This is a genomic window from Emticicia fontis, from assembly GCF_054779675.1.
The window spans coordinates 229,745-245,827 of sequence record NZ_BAAGXU010000004.1; the positions used below are offsets into that span (position 1 = coordinate 229,745).

The window sequence follows — 16,083 nt, forward strand, 5'->3', positions numbered from 1 at the left end:
GGAAACCATAAAAAAAGAGCCTCCAATCGGAAGCTCTTTTTAACTTAAACCAAAGAAAATTATGAAAATTAATAAAATCTTATTTATTCAGAAGCTCATCAAATGATAGAGCTACATAATACATCGAACCTACTAATGCACTACCATAAGCCTGTATATATGGTTTACCACCAATGTTTGTTCCTCCAAGCTTGATAATCGATTTCATCGCCGGAAGTTTCATACTCACCTGTGCATCGATATTATTGATGGCAGGTACTGTAGTATTGGTAAATAGAGTTAAACCAGTAGTGGTTGGTTGGTTAAAGCTAGCTTCCCACAAAAATGCATTCTGATGTTTGAAATTGATGTTGAAACCAAATTTATCACCACTTCCGATTCTCTTACCAAAGCCTAAGTTATAACGATATTCAGGTGTGTTGAAGCCCGCGTATTGTTGTTCAGGGCTTGGTACAAATCTTTTCAATTCATTATTAGCGATATTGGCATTAATAAAGAAGCCTTTGTCTAAAGAATAATTCAAGCCGATTGCCCAGCCATTTACTTTGATTTTCTCAGAAGTATTGGCAGGTCTTGAATAACCCTGACGAGTAGTAGCACTAGATACACCAGATTCGATAGGTAAACCAGCAGCAGCAGGTTGAGTTGGAACTACTACAGAAACACCACCAATGAAGTTTCTGTAAGTACTGGTGTAGTAATAAGCATCAACAAATAATCTTTTAGCAATTAAGCCTTTATAGCCAATTTCGATAGATTGAATACGCTCTGGTTGAAGCGTTTTTGCCTGATATTTGGGCAAAGTAGCTAAAGCAAATGCAGGAGCAACCTGTTGGGTAACCCCCGGAACATTAGCAACTAATACCTTTTGTAACTCTGCATTAAAAGCGGGCTGAAAGTTGGCTGCCAATGCACCCGGTAGAGCCGCAGCAACACCCGGTTGTAGGTTTTGCGCTAAAGCACCTGGTAATGCACCAGCAACGCCGGCCTGAATAGCCGCAGGTGCATTAGCTGCAGGAATTTGCCCCGCCTGCACTGCCGCATTTACCTGTGCTGTAACAGCTGCAGTAACTTGTTGCGTAATAGCAGCCGTAACAGCTGCTTCAACTTGTTTAGTAATAGCGGCGTTAACCCCTGCAGTAATTGCTGGTGTTGCCTGAGCTGTTACTGCCTGAGTTGCATAAGCCTGTGCTTTGGCTATTACATCAGCCGTAATGTATTTCAAAGGATTCGCCTGAAAATCATTTAAAACGGCTAAAGAAATACCATTGCTTAAATTATATCTTGAATTGAATTCAGGTAGGCCACCAATTAATGTACCTGCAGGAGTTTTCAGGTCAATATATTGATTTTGGGTGGTCGGGATTCTAAAACCTGATTGGTAAGATAAGCGAACGTTGTGGTCACCAAATGAAGCTACACCAGAAACACGTGGTGTAAATTGGCCATCAAAGTTTTGGTTTTTATCGTATCTGATTGAAGCAGTCAGTTTGAAGTGGTCTGCAAACATACTTTTTGAAGCTTGTAAGAAAGCGCCATATTCATTGATATTAATAGTACCGTTTCTGCCATCTTTCTGATCAGCAAACAGAGTTCCTTCCGAACGTAACTGATAAACTCTATAATTAGCACCCCCTAAAAGGTCGATAAATTTAATCTGATTTTTGAAGTTATAAACCCCTTCAGCATGATACAGGTTTGTTTTGTCTAGGAATGCACCGCCTCCATCAACAATCGCTTTTTCTCTGTATTTATCTAATAATGCTTCATAAGCGGCAGTTCCTGGTTGCGGCATACCTTGATCGGCTGCAGCACGAGCTGCCAGGTGTGCATCTGTCTCAGCCATTCCACCACTTCTTGCTTGTACAAAAGCGCCTACATATTGGCCAAACCAGGTAGCGTGAGGCTTAATTTCATTGAGCATATTCACAGCCGTTAAGCCAGAGAAATACGATTGTCCTGAACGTTCTTGAGTAGTATAGGCTCTCAGTGTAAAATTATCTCCTTTCAATTCAAGCTTAGCTTGCGTAAGGTTGAAGTTTCTTAAAGAGTAACGACCTGTTCCGGTATAAACAGTAGTACCATAGCCATAGTTGACCTGTGCAATGGCTTCTACTTTTTCGTTCAATCTATAATGAAGTGCAACATTTGTTTTAAAACTCTTCGTATTATAGTCAACCATATCTTTCTCTAAATAACCTGTACGGCTGATATTTGTATTAGCAGGAATCAGTGCAGTAGCAGCAGATGGCAATAAACCGGCAGCAACTAAACCATTGGCAACGGTTGTCATATTAGCCTGAATCTCATCACCATAAATATTCATACCATCATAGTCGTTTTTTACACCTGCGCCACGCGTACCATTTTGTAAACCGCCCAGATTCAGGTTAGTATAATTAGTGGCTTCCCAGTCTTTTGCGGCTATGTAAGACAAGTTTACTTTAAAGGCAAATTTATCGTTGAATGCTTTCGCATAGCGTAGAGACATATCATAGAAAGGAGTAGTAGCTGTAGAGCGATTAGAGGCGTTCATTACACCACCTTTAGCAGTAGCACTTAAGCCTTGATATAAGAATGGACTTTTGCTGTTCATCAATATTAAACCATTGATGGCATTAGGGCCATATAAGGCAGAAGCTGCACCTGGTAGTAATTCTACGCTTTCAACGTCTAATTCTGGCATGCCTACAATATTATCAACAGGGAAGTTTAAGCCGGGAGCCTGGTTGTCCATCCCATCAATCATCTGCACAGTACGGACGTTACCGGTTGCACCGAATCCACGCATGTTGATAGATTTAAAAAGCAATCCTTGAGTGGTCATGTCAACACCCTTCATATTGGCAAGTGCATCATAGAATGAAGGAGAGGTTGATTCGCGAATAGCACGGATGTCCATTTTTTCAACGGCAACCGGTGATTTCATCACGGTTTCTTCCACACGTGAAGCAGCTACAACTACTTCCTGGCCCAAGATGGCCTGTTCTTTCAAGGAAATGTTGATAGCAGCATTGTTGCCTGAAACGCTTACTTCCTGACTTTCATAACCCACCGAGGTAATTACTAATGAGAAAGGAGGTGGTGTTGAAGTGCTGAAAGAGAAATTGCCTTTAGTATCGGTAATGGTTCCGATTACTTTTCCTTTCACTTGTACACTTACTCCAATTAGAGGTTCTTTTGTAACAGCGTCTGTTATTGTTCCTGAAACTTTGGTCTGAGCTAAGACCGCTTGTGTAATAAAAAAGCAACAGATTCCGAACAACAATTTTTTTACGGAAAGTTTCTGCATGAAGGTATTGGTTAGTGGGTTAACAAAACGTAATTTTGTTTCAAACATAGAAAAGAAAACAATAATATGCAAGCATACTATTGTTAGATTTTATAAAAATTTTACAATTTTAACAAAAAATAATCATATAAGATGAGAAAAGGTTTTTTTTCATATTTATTTTTGTTTTTCTACTTATTTGAAGCCCATTTGTACGCTCAGAAGTACGTAATTCTGCCCTCAGGGTTCGATTCTGCCAACATTCCTCCAGCACCGGATTATGGCTTAAATGACACTTGGGCAGCACTTCCGGATAAAGAAGATGCCGCCGATAGACTACCCTTGAAGTCGAACCTGAAAGATGGACAGAAAGACGCGAAAGTGGATGTTTTCTTCCTTCATCCTACTATTTACACCTATACTCCCAAGAACCAATATCTCTGGAATGCCGACGTAAATGATGCAGAGTTAAATTCAATGGTCGACAACTCAACTATCCTGAATCAGGCCACTGCTTTTAATGGTTCGGGTAGGGTATATGCCCCTCGTTACCGGCAGGCGCACTACTATAGTTTTCTGACAAAAAATGCAGATGATAAAAAACAGGCATTAGATTTAGCTTATTCTGATGTAAAATCGGCATTTGAGTATTATCTTAGCCATTGGAATAAAGGGCGCCCCATTATTATTGCTTCTCATAGCCAGGGAACAGTTCTTGCCAAACGCCTGTTGAAAGAGTTTTTTGACGGAAAACCATTGCAAAAACAGTTCGTAGAAGCTTATCTGATTGGCATTGCCACAGCAGCCGATACCTTTGACAATATCAAACCCAGCCAATCGGCAGATGAAGTCGGTGGGTTCGTTTCGTGGAATACTTTTGCGCGGGATTTTGTTCCACCCTATTATAAAGACGGCTTAGATAAAGCAGTTTGCACGAATCCGCTATCCTGGAAACTGAATGAAGATTTTGTTTCAAAAAAAGAGAATAAAGGAGGCGTAGGCTTAAAATTTACTTTTGTGAAAGAAGCTGCCGACGCACAGGTGCATGAAGGTATTTTGTGGATTAATAAGCCTTATGTACGAGGAAGGATGTTATTACATACTAAAATATGGCATCGGGCTGATATAAACTTATTTTGGATGAATATCAGAGAAAACGTAGCTTTACGAACAGAAAAATACTTTCATCAACCATAAAAACTTATTTAAACACTTCAAAAACAATACAATTGATAGTTAAATCAACCCTGAAAACTATCCGGCAATACATTAGTTTTAATCGTTGGATTAAAATTTGCTAATAGATTTCTGATAATTAAACCAGATAAAACATTCATTTACTCCATAGTACGAAAACTAAAAATATCAGGTGTTTCAGATTAAGTATCTCACCTTTAAATTTTATGAAACGTACATTTAACATTTGAAGTATTATTAATGAAAGATAATTATGTGATTATAATGGCCGGAGGCGTAGGGTCAAGATTCTGGCCTTTTAGCCGTACCAACAACCCAAAACAATTTCATGATGTGCTAGGTGTAGGTAAAACCATGATTCAACAAACTGTTGAGCGTTTTGAAGGTATCTGCCCGCAAGAAAATATCTATATCGTTACGAGCGAAGAATACTACGATTTATGTAAACAGCAGATGCCGTATCTCTCAGACGATCAGATATTGCTGGAGCCAAGCCGCAGAAATACAGCGCCTTGTATCGGATACGCCTGCTATAAAATTGCCTCTAAGAATCCGGATGCCAATATTGTAGTGGCTCCAGCCGACCATATTATTCTAAAAGAAGAAGAGTTTCGGACAAGAATTAAAATTGCACTTCATTTCTCAGCTAAGAATGATGTATTGGTAACACTGGGCATCAAGCCTACCCGCCCCGATACAGGTTATGGCTATATCCAGTTTACAGAATCGGAAGGTGATATTAAACGCGTGCGTACTTTCACAGAAAAACCAAATCTGGAGTGGGCTGTCAAATTTATTGAAAGTGGAGAATTTGTCTGGAACGCTGGTATTTTCATCTGGAATGTACAGACAATAAAGAAGACCTTTGAAATGTTTCTGCCAGAAATGGCCGAAGCCTTTGAAGAAATCAAGAAAGATTTTTATACTGACAAAGAGGCTGATGCACTGAAGAAAGCGTATCCTCAATGCAAAAATATCTCGATTGATAATGGCGTGATGGAAAGAGCCGAGAATGTATTTGTCGTACTATCGGATATTGGCTGGTCAGATTTAGGAACCTGGAAGTCGCTTTATGACGTATCGCCTAAAGATGAGAACCATAATGTAATAGACGGCGAGACATTGTTGTATGATACTAAAAACTCTATTATTAAAACACCTCAGGATAGATTAGTCGTAATCAATGGCTTGGATGGCTATATCGTAGCTGAATACGATAATGTATTGATGATTTGCAAGAAAGAAGACGAGCAAAAGGTAAAAGAGTTTGTAGCAGCTGCCGGAAATAAAGGAAAAGAATTTGTATAAACTGGTGATTTTTGCCACAATGTACATTAAATGCACAATGTTACACAATTGATTCTGATAGTGAAACATAGTGACTTCTTGTGTACATTGTGGCAATTTCATTTTTACATAGTATATAAAGATTAAAACATGAAAAAGAAAAGTATCTGGATAATAGGTTTATGTCTGACGCAATTCGGTTGTTCGAATGTAGAGCGTCTAGACACGACCGAAGTAAAGCAGGAAATGGAAGACTATAAAATCAAGCGTGTTTCACCTGCACAGATTATGGAACAGGTCGAAATCCTGGGTAGTGAGATTGCCGTTACGCTAACGAATGATTTTGAGAAACAGATGAAAGATGTATCGCAAGCCAGAACAGAGGAAATATGCGCTTTGAAAAATATGCGTGTAATAGATTCGCTTGAAAAAAAATATAATCTCAAAATCCGTTTATTAGGTCAGCCGGATATTGGCAGTAATAATAGTTTATATCCTAAAGAAAAAGAAGTATTGGAAGCTTATGCTGATAATGCTATGCGGAAACAAGCTTTAGGTAATAATATTCAGGAGATAGACGAGGCAATATTTGTTTATACAGCCCCTATTGGCGCAGATAAAGGTGTAGGGAAATTATGTTTCAGTGATGACTCAGGTTTTGCTATCTGGAGTATCGTTCTGAATAAATCGGAGGTAATTAAAAGTATTAAACCTAAAAAATAGAAAGAGAGCTACCTAATAGGTAGCTCCTTTAAAAACAAAACTATAAAAAACCTAATTTTGAAAATCCTTAGTTGTTATTATCTCCTCCCGATTTCACATCATCATTCTTCACTGATTTCGTTTTCTTTTGCTCAACCATTCTCATATTACCAATTTTATAGCTGAAAGTAAGTTTCACATTCTGGTTATAGATATTGTTGATATTCACCTGATTAAATTGAGCCGTATTTAAGGTCGATTTCATCACCATTCCACCAAAGAAGTTTTCTGTGGCTAAACCAAGACTTCCTTTCTTGTTTTTGAAATCTTTTCTGAAACCAAGTGAGTACATATAGAAACTACCTTGTGTACCTTGTAATTGCACTTGTTTGCCTCTGTAGAAACTGAATGCCTGAATACCCCAGCCACCTTTCAATTGTATCTGTGTTTGTAATCGGCCACCTACTACTACCCCGGTATTACTCATCAGGAATGATTTACCATCTACACCCTGTACTTGTCCTTCCAGATAGTTATAGTATACATCAATACCACCGTTTACAGACCATTTTGGTGTGATATTGAAATTACCGAATAGATTAGAACCAAAAACTTGTTGTGTACCGATGTTCTGGAATGTCGTAACAATCGCACCAATCAAAGTATCTGAAGGCGCACTCAAACGAAGGATTGAGTTATTTGTTGAACGACCAAACACCGAAGCATTCAAATATACTTTCTTGATATTCGCACTGGCGCTTAACTCGAAGTTATCGGTGATTTCTGGGCGTAAACTTGGGTTACCAATTGTGATATTCTGAGGGTTAGCCAAATTGAAATTTGGGTTCAATTGTTGTAAACCCGGACGTTGAATACGTTTATTATAAGCAGCTTTCAAGGTTGTATTACCAAAAGTCTTCGAAATGTTTACACTTGGTACCAGGTTTCCGTAAGCCGGAATATTAATGTCTTTATTCTGGTCATTCGCATTAATAGTGGTATATTCGTAACGAGCACCGGCTTTGATGGTATATTTATTCTTGGTTGAATAAGTATAAGACAAATACCCAGAAGCAATATTCTGTGAATAATCTAATAAACCAGCAGGGTTTCTTACATCAGAAGCAAAATCTCCGGTTGCACCAGCCACCAAATAGCTAAAATTACTATTTACCTGACGGAAAATTCCTTTCAAACCCACTTCTAACATCTGATTGGTTTTGATTGGAGTCTGAAAATCCGTTTGCACGGTTACCTCTTGGTTTGTGTTACCATTTATGTTTTTCTGACGGCTGGCAAGTGTACCTGATTCGTTTAATAAATCAGCTAAGAAATTATTCGTCAGATTACTTTTACTATATTGTGTTGAAACTGACCATTCTTGCGAAGGCTTGAAAGTGCGGATATAATCCAGGTTAACATCAACATTGTTTGACAAGTCTTTGCTATCTACATTTCTGAATGCAGTTGAGTTCAAGACATTGTTTAAATATAAATTTGTAGTATAATCCTGAGTTCTGATGAAATTACGTGTACCGAAGTTAACACCTGCTGTTAATGACTGGTTTTTAGATATATCGTAATCAAAACCTAAGTTATAGCGACCAAACAAGCCATTATCAAAAGCATCAGCTGATTGTTTGGTTAATACTGTGTTGCCATTTACTAATGTGCTTTGGTCTAAAGATGTAGCTGCTTTATTGTAGAAAGCACGGCCACCACCACCTAAGGTTACACCTAATTTACCTTTACGGAAACTACCATTTAAACCCAGGTTAGAACCACGGATACCCACACCTGCATCAATACCCAGTGTTAGACCTTGAATCGAACTTTTCTTGGTAATGATATTAATAATACCACCTGAGCCTTCTGCATCATATTTAGCCGATGGTGAAGTAATCACCTCTACTGTTTTAATCAGGTCAGAAGGAATCATTTTTAAGGCATCAGCTACACTGCTGGCAATAATAGTAGAAGGCTTATTGTTAATTAAAACCTTAATATTAGAAGTACCACGTAGGGATAGGTTACCATCCAGATCAACGGTTAATAAAGGTACTTTGCGTAATACGTCGGCAGCATCGCCACCTTTTGAAGTAATATCTTTTTCTGCATTATAAACCAAACGGTCAACTTTCTCTTCAATCATCGCCTTTTCTGCTGTTACCGTTACCTCATCTAGTTGTTTCGCACTGGTTGCTAATTTAATTACGCCTAAATCAATGTCTTTCCCTTTTTCAACTTTGATATTATCAATCGTTTTATCGGCGTAACCTATAAACGTCACTACTAATTTATATTCACCAACGGCTACTCTTGATAAAGTGAATTTACCTTTTTCGTCAGCCATTGCTCCGTCTACGGCTTTGTTATCTGCTTTATTATAAAGCGCCACATTGGCAAACTCAACTGCCGTTGTCACGGCTTCGTCAATGATAAAACCTGTAATTTTTGAATTTCCTTTTGGGGCGTTACCTTCAAGGTTTACGGTTGGTCTTTGTTGTTGTTGATTTCCAAATCTTCCATTGCCATCGCCACCTCTCTGGCCGCCTCCTGGGCCACCGCCAGGGAACTGTGCCATTGCAGAAGTACCAACGAAGGTGGTTAAACTTAGAATAGTGATAAACTTTTTCATTCTCTTTATTTTTTATATTTTGTTTTTTCTGGTGCTAATGATTTAACGATACAAAATAAACGTGCGTTTTTTGTACAATTTTAGTGAATAGATGAAATACGCAAGATTGAAGATGAAAGTGAAAACAGTGCTTATGTAGATAGAAAAACACCTCAAAACAGACTAAAATGGGGTTTTGATTGCGCTTTACGGATTTTTGTCGTCGGACTCAGCGTTTTTGTCGGCTTCCTGATAATTGAATTATTTTAATAGTATAGATTTGTTTGTGGTTTGTACTTTCCCCTTCCTCTAAACTTACTGAACTGTAAACTTGGTAAAGTACAAGAATTTATAAAAACAATTTAACAATTAATGACTATACTTAATAGAAAAATATCTGTTGAATACCTCTTTCGATTGCTGTTTCATGTGTTATTCTGGGGCGTTTGGGTAGTATGGCCGATTATTAATGCCTACCTAAATGACACCGAAAGAGACAGATGGTATCTAGAGCATATTGCGCCCTTATCAATCACTCATGTCCCTCAGTTTTTTATTAATACATTGGTTCTGATGCCTTTTTTCCTTAGAAAAAGGGGGGTGGGGTCTTATGTGTTCTCCGTAATTGTATTAAGTTTTGTGTTCTTAATTATTCAATATCTTCTAAAACTCTGGTTGTGGGAAAATCCTGTTGATATGAATGGGCATGAAATCAAACTTTTTGAGATGAAGACCATGTTTCCGATTCTTTTTGTCAGTGCCATAAGTACTGTCTATGGGCTCATTCTGTTCATGGCTGATCAGGAGAAAACAAAACGGGAAGAGAAACAAGAGAAATTACAAGCCGAATTATCTTTTCTTCGTTCACAAATCAGCCCTCATTTTATTTTCAATGTCTTAAATAGTATTGTTTACCTGATTCGGACGAAATCAAGTGCGGCAGAACCTGTAACCATTCAGTTATCGGAATTGATGCGCTATATGTTATATGAGGCAGATGATGTGCAGGTATCTTTAGATAAAGAAATCAATTATCTGAACAACTATATTGAATTACAAAGGGTAAGATTTGAGGAGGATGTAGAAATTAACATGAAAGTAGAAGGTAATATAGGCTCCCAGATTATAGAACCTATGCTTCTGATACCTTTTGTAGAAAATGCCTTTAAGCATGGGGTAGGGATGATAGACACACCAATAATTGATGTATTAGTGCAATGCGAAGGTAATGGACTGTACTATGAAGTAAGAAACAAAATAGCTCCCGAATTACCCGAAGACAAAGACAGTAGCTCAGGCATTGGTTTGAAGAACGTAAAACGTAGATTAGAACTTTTGTATGCAGAAAAGCATATGTTAGACATTAAAAAAGAGGATAACTGGTTTATTATTTCTCTATTTTTACAATTAAAAACGATTGGCTCATGATACTCAGATGCATTGCCGTTGATGACGAAAGTATGGGACGCAAACTCCTGGAAGAGAATATCAAACAGATACCTTTCCTGGAGTTGGTTCGTACCTGTAAAAATCCTTTTGAAGCCATGCAGGCTTTGCAAGAAGAGAAAATTGACCTGATGTTTCTGGATATTCAGATGCCCGGAATGTTGGGTACCAAGTTTCTACAGAGTTTAAGAGAAAAACCACTCGTTATTTTCGTAACAGCTTATGCCAACTATGCCGTAGAAAGCTATGACTTGGATGTGGTTGATTATCTGATGAAGCCTGTTAGCTTAGAGCGTTTTACCAAGGCTACCTACAAAGCCTTAGAGATATATACAAAAAATCACATGGTTGCCACAGCGCCGGCTACTTTATCGGCTGAAACTGTCGTAAAAGCCGACGAATTTCCTGAGTTTTTCTTTATCAATGTAGAATACTCTTTAGTAAAGATTGTCATTAAAGATATTACTCATATTGAGGGCTTGAAAGACTATATCAAAATTTTCCTGACAACCCAGACCAAACCCATTCTTACTAAATCTACCATGAAGGCAATTGAAGAAAAATTGCCTTCTAAGCAATTTATGCGTATTCATAAGTCTTTCATTGTGAATACCGATAAAATAGAATCAATCAGAGGGCAACGAATTAAGATAGGTACACATGATATTCCGGTAAGTGAATCAAGTATTGACGACTTGCTGAAACTATTAAATTACTCAAAGTAGTGCAGTTGTTTCAAAAGGAACTTGTCGAATAACCCCACCCTAGCCCTCTCCAACAATGGGAGGGGACTAAAAGCCACTCTCCCCATTGTTGGAGAGCGGATGCCACGCGGAGAGGTTGGAGAGTGGGCGGACGCCGCGCGGGTTAAGTTTTATCTCTAATATTTATTTTTACTTATACAAAACCCGTTTACCAGTTCAAACTATGATGAACAAAAAATTTACAAAACTCTTTGTAGGGGGGATTTTTATTGTCCTCCAAAGCCTTGCCCAGGCGCCCGAAGAAAATCGTTTTACCAAGGTTGTACTTGGTGAAAAACTAGACGAACCGATGGAAATGGCTCTGCTGAAAGACGGTCGTGTACTATTCGTAGAGCGTAAAGGGGCGTTGAAACAATATAGTCCTGTTACTAAAGAAATCAAAACATTGGCTACTATTCCGGTTAATACTAAGTATACCAACCGCGAAGGAGTAAAACGAGAGGCAGAAGAAGGATTGATGGGTTTAGTACAAGACCCAAATTTTGACAAAAATCACTGGATTTATATGTATTATGCTGATCCTGAGGTAGCTAAACACGTGTTAGCTCGTTGGGAGTTGAAAGGCGAAGAGCTGGTAGAGGCTTCAAAGAAAGTAATTCTGGAGGTACCAACGCAAAGACATGAATGTTGCCATACTGGTGGCGGGATGGTTTTTGATAAAGCAGGCAACTTATACCTGACCGTTGGAAATAATACAAGTAATAGTAATTCAGACGGCTATGCAACGATTGATGAACGCCCGAATCAGGAAGATTGGGACGACCAACGCGGAGCATCTAATACCAACGATTTACGTGGGAAAATCCTGAGAATTAAACCGGAAGCAAACGGAACATATTCTATTCCAAAAGGCAATCTTTTCCCTGAAGGTACTGCTAAAACCCGCCCTGAAATTTATACCATGGGTCACCGTAATCCGTGGAGACCAAGCATTGATAGTAAAACAGGTTACCTGTACTGGGGAGAAGTAGGCCCAGATGCCTCTAAAGATTCAGAACGTGGTCCGCGTGGGTACGATGAGTTTAATCAGGCCAAAGGCCCGGGTTATTTTGGCTGGCCGTATTTCATTGGTGATAGCAAACCCTATACCGACTGGGATTTTGTAACCAATAAACCAAAACCAGATTCTAAGTTTGACCCAGCAAAACCTATCAACGATTCTCCAAATAACACAGGTTTAAGAGAATTGCCTCCTGCACAAAAAGCATTTATCTGGTATCCTTATGCTATTTCAGAAGAATTCCCATTGGTAGGGAGTTCTGGTCGAAGTGCCACGGGTGGCCCAGTCTATCACCGTTCAGATTTCCCGATTGCTAAACGTCCTTTCCCTGACTATTATGAAGGTAAATGGCTGATAGTCGAGTTTATGCGTGGCTGGATTATGAGTGTAACGATGGACGAAAAAGGCGACTATAAATCAATGGAACGTTTTATGCCTAATACCGATTTCGGTAGTGCCATTGACATTGATTTTGCACCTGATGGAGATTTATATGTATTAGAATATGGTACAGCGTGGTTTAAAGGGAATGACAATGCACGTTTAGTAAAAGTAGAATACAATGCAGGTAACCGTAAACCAGAAGTGCAGATTGCTTCGGATAAAACAGGTGGAGCTATTCCATTAAAAGTAAACTTCTCATCAGCCGGAACAAAAGATGCGGATGGTGATGCCTTGACCTACGAATGGAAAATAAGCAATAAAACTGCCGGAACAAGAGTATTCAAAACCCCAGATCCAACCGTAAGTTTCGACAAAGCAGGTGTTTATAAAGTTACTTTGACAGTAACAGATGCCAAAGGTGCTAAAAACAGCCAGTCATTAGATATTAAAGTGGGTAACGAACCTCCGATGGTAGCTTTTGATATTTTGAAAGGGAATAAAACTTTCTACTTCCCGAATAAACCGATCGAATATGATGTAAAAGTAGAGGATAAAGAAGACGGTAGCCTGAGCAATGGTAAAATCAAACCAGAGCAAGTAGCAGTAAATATCGACTATATGCCTATCGGTTATGATAAAATTGAAGTTTCTCAGAATCACAGAGGCGCAGATGCCGTAGCTTTTGCATCAACCGGACAACGTTTAATGGAAGCCAGCGACTGTAAGGCTTGTCACGTAATCGACAAAAAGTCAGTTGGTCCAAGCTATACCGATATTGCTAACAAATACAGAGGCAATGCACCAATGGTTGAAACATTGGCTAAAAAAGTAATCAGTGGTGGTATGGGTGTTTGGGGAGAACATGCCATGAGTGCTCATCCAACCTTGTCACAAAGCGATGCTACTTCGATGGTTGAATACATTTTGAGCATTGGTGAGAAAAAAGATGTAAAAACTTTCCCAACGAAAGGTAGCTATACAACTGCCATTCCGGCCGGACAAAAGGAAAACGGTTCTTTTGTATTGAGAGCATCTTATAAAGATAGAGGTACTAAACTGATGCCTGCGTTGGCTTCTGAGCAGACAATTGTATTGAGACACCCATTCTTAGACCCGGAATTAGCTAATAAAGCTAAAGGCACACAAAAAGTAATGACTCCTTCTAAATCATTCTTTGTAGTAGGTGATAATGCGTATATCGGGTATGATAAAATTGACTTTACGAACATAGATCAGATTGACTTTTTGGTAATGGCTACTACACGTGTAGGTGCCGCCGGAGGTGTGATAGAAGTGCACTTAGATTCTCCGAATGGTCCGCTAGTAGGTAAAACAGAAATGGTAGAGGTGAAAGAACCAGCACCTTTCCGTCCGCCAACAACTACACCAGCTGCTCCGGCACAAGGTAATGCAGCGCCTCAGCAACAACAAAGACCAGCTACTGCCCCGGCTATGCCTGATATGAATGCCATGATGAGAAGAGGAGCAACCAAAGCGACGGTTAATGTTTCAGCTAAAGGAGCGCACGATGTGTATTTCGTATTCAAAAACGAAAAAGCATTACCAACACAAATATTAATGCAGGTTTTGGGAGCAGAATTTAAAAGTAGCTCTAACTTGTAATTCTTTTCAACTCAATTACTATTTAACCTCATTAAGTATGATGAAAATCGCACATTATAGAACAATCCTACTGGGGATTGTTCTACTCTCATTTCAACTGATTTCTTTTGGGCAAAAATTAGCTTCTGGCCCACAAGTACTCACCTTTCATTCTGATGTTGATGATACTGAACAACCTTATGGTCTGTACCTGCCGAAGAATTATAACCCAAAGAAAAAGTATCCGTTTGTGGTGATGCTTCATGGTGCCGGCTCTAATCACCGTCTGGCTTTGCGTCGGGTTTTTGGTAAAAGCAATGCCGAAGGAGAATCAGATGTAGAAGCAAGTCGTTATTTTCCAGAATGGAAAGAAGTTGATTATATCGTGGTAAGTTCTTTTGCCCGTGGTACAATGGGTTATCAGGGTGTAGCAGAAAAAGATGTAATGGACATGATAGCTGATGCTAAAAAGCGTTTCTCTATCGATGAAAACCGAATGTATCTCACTGGTTTATCAATGGGCGGTGGCGGAACTATGTGGATTGGCCTGAGCTATCCTGATATGTGGGCTGCTATTGCGCCTGTTTGTCCGGCTCCTCCCGGCGGAACGCTTGAAATAGTGCCTAATGCCGCTAGTTATCCTGTGTATTTCTTTCAGGGAGATGCTGACCCGGCTGTAAAAGTAGATTCTACCCGCAAATGGGTACAACGCTTTAAAGATGCAGGTGCTCAGGTAGAATATACCGAATATCCGGGTGTAAAACACGATAGCTGGGTAAATGCTTACAAAGATGAGTTTATCTTCGATTGGTTTGCCAAATTTAAACGCAATCCTCATCCTGAACGTGTACGTTTTGCTACCAGCCAGTATAAGCATAATAAATCGTATTGGGTAACTCTAGATGAATTTACGCCGGGAACTACTGCCTGGATTGATGCCAATTTCACAGCTAAAAATCATGTAGAAATTAGCACCAAAGGCTTGAAAGCCTTTACCTTGAATCTGACAGACCATCCAAGCTTCAAATCTAAATCTCCTTTAGAGTTAGTAATTAATGGTCAAACCATTCGTGCAGAAGCAGGTTCTACACTGACATTAACACAGAGTGGCAACTCATGGGCAGTAAATATGCTGAATACTTTAGCGTCAGCCAAAAAAGCAGGTGCAGAAGGCCCAATGACAGAGGCGATTGCCGACCGCCATATCTATGTATATGGTACAGGTGGTAGCCCATCAGCCGATGAACTGGCCAGAAGACGTGCCGAAGCTCAAAAAGCGATGGAGTGGTCGTTATATAGAGGCGATTTCATTGGTAGAGTAATGGTGTTCCCTCGTTTACTAAGCGATAAAGAAGTGCGCCCGAGTGATATCGAAAGTTCAAATCTGATACTATTTGGTACAAAAGAAACCAATACATTGATTGAGAAATATAGTGATAAATTACCTGTAACACTAAAATCATCGGCCGAAGGCTATGGTCTGGCTTATGTATTTCCGGTAGGTAATCGTTATGTATTGGTCAATTCAGGGTTACCTTGGTGGACACTATCTGATAACCCGAATGCACCTACGCGTCAGAATACTCCTGCGCCTATGAATGTTCTAGGAAGATTTCAGGATTTTGTACTCTTCAAAGGAACGATTAACAATGTAGTTTCAGGTGGAAGATTCAATAACGACTGGACATTGCCCAATGCAGAAGTAGATAAAATGAAGGCTTCCGGTGTAGTGGTTTTTAAATAATACAATATACGTGCTTTGTTCCGGATATAATTTTCCGGAACAAAGCACGTTTTAGTTTAAATCATGGAA

Annotated in this window: 9 protein-coding genes; 7 read left to right on the forward strand and 2 right to left on the reverse strand. The window is 39.2% G+C overall.

Annotation, left to right across the window (positions count from 1 at the left end; translation table 11 throughout):
* Nucleotides 1-79 precede the first annotated feature (79 nt).
* The gene (locus ACYVFA_RS03575; RefSeq protein ID WP_460470421.1) at nucleotides 80-3,292 is read right to left on the reverse strand and encodes a carboxypeptidase-like regulatory domain-containing protein; all 3,213 of its coding nucleotides are present in this window, start codon (nucleotides 3,290-3,292) and stop codon (nucleotides 80-82) included.
* A 132-nt stretch (nucleotides 3,293-3,424) separates the two neighbouring features.
* Here ACYVFA_RS03575 and ACYVFA_RS03580 point away from each other — a divergent pair, with 132 nt between their 5' ends.
* The 3 genes from ACYVFA_RS03580 (at nucleotide 3,425) to ACYVFA_RS03590 (ending at nucleotide 6,478) form a co-directional block, all read left to right on the forward strand.
* On the forward strand, nucleotides 3,425-4,468 hold the full coding sequence (locus ACYVFA_RS03580) for a DUF3089 domain-containing protein (protein WP_460470422.1): 1,044 nt from the start codon (nucleotides 3,425-3,427) through the stop codon (nucleotides 4,466-4,468).
* Between the two features lie 240 nt (nucleotides 4,469-4,708).
* Nucleotides 4,709-5,776, forward strand: coding sequence for a mannose-1-phosphate guanylyltransferase (locus ACYVFA_RS03585; protein WP_460470423.1), 1,068 nt, complete (start codon nucleotides 4,709-4,711; stop codon nucleotides 5,774-5,776).
* A gap of 129 nt (nucleotides 5,777-5,905) precedes the next feature.
* Nucleotides 5,906-6,478, forward strand: coding sequence for a hypothetical protein (locus ACYVFA_RS03590; RefSeq protein WP_460470424.1), 573 nt, complete (start codon nucleotides 5,906-5,908; stop codon nucleotides 6,476-6,478).
* Nucleotides 6,479-6,545: 67 nt separating this feature from the next.
* Here the strand turns inward: ACYVFA_RS03590 and ACYVFA_RS03595 are convergent, their stop codons facing one another.
* Entirely contained in the window at nucleotides 6,546-9,095 is a 2,550-nt protein-coding gene (locus tag ACYVFA_RS03595) for a TonB-dependent receptor (protein ID WP_460470425.1), read from the reverse strand.
* A 351-nt stretch (nucleotides 9,096-9,446) separates the two neighbouring features.
* Between ACYVFA_RS03595 and ACYVFA_RS03600 the strand changes: the two genes are divergently transcribed.
* The 4 genes from ACYVFA_RS03600 (at nucleotide 9,447) to ACYVFA_RS03615 (ending at nucleotide 16,014) form a co-directional block, all read left to right on the forward strand.
* Nucleotides 9,447-10,502: a sensor histidine kinase gene (locus tag ACYVFA_RS03600; protein WP_460470426.1), complete on the forward strand. Its 1,056-nt coding sequence runs from the start codon at nucleotides 9,447-9,449 to the stop codon at nucleotides 10,500-10,502.
* On the forward strand, nucleotides 10,499-11,245 hold the full coding sequence (locus ACYVFA_RS03605) for a LytR/AlgR family response regulator transcription factor (protein ID WP_460470427.1): 747 nt from the start codon (nucleotides 10,499-10,501) through the stop codon (nucleotides 11,243-11,245). Before ACYVFA_RS03600 ends, ACYVFA_RS03605 begins: the two co-directional genes overlap by 4 nt.
* A gap of 202 nt (nucleotides 11,246-11,447) precedes the next feature.
* Nucleotides 11,448-14,291: a PQQ-dependent sugar dehydrogenase gene (locus tag ACYVFA_RS03610; protein ID WP_460470428.1), complete on the forward strand. Its 2,844-nt coding sequence runs from the start codon at nucleotides 11,448-11,450 to the stop codon at nucleotides 14,289-14,291.
* A 37-nt stretch (nucleotides 14,292-14,328) separates the two neighbouring features.
* On the forward strand, nucleotides 14,329-16,014 hold the full coding sequence (locus ACYVFA_RS03615; protein WP_460470429.1) for a carboxylesterase family protein: 1,686 nt from the start codon (nucleotides 14,329-14,331) through the stop codon (nucleotides 16,012-16,014).
* Nucleotides 16,015-16,083: the final 69 nt, after the last annotated feature.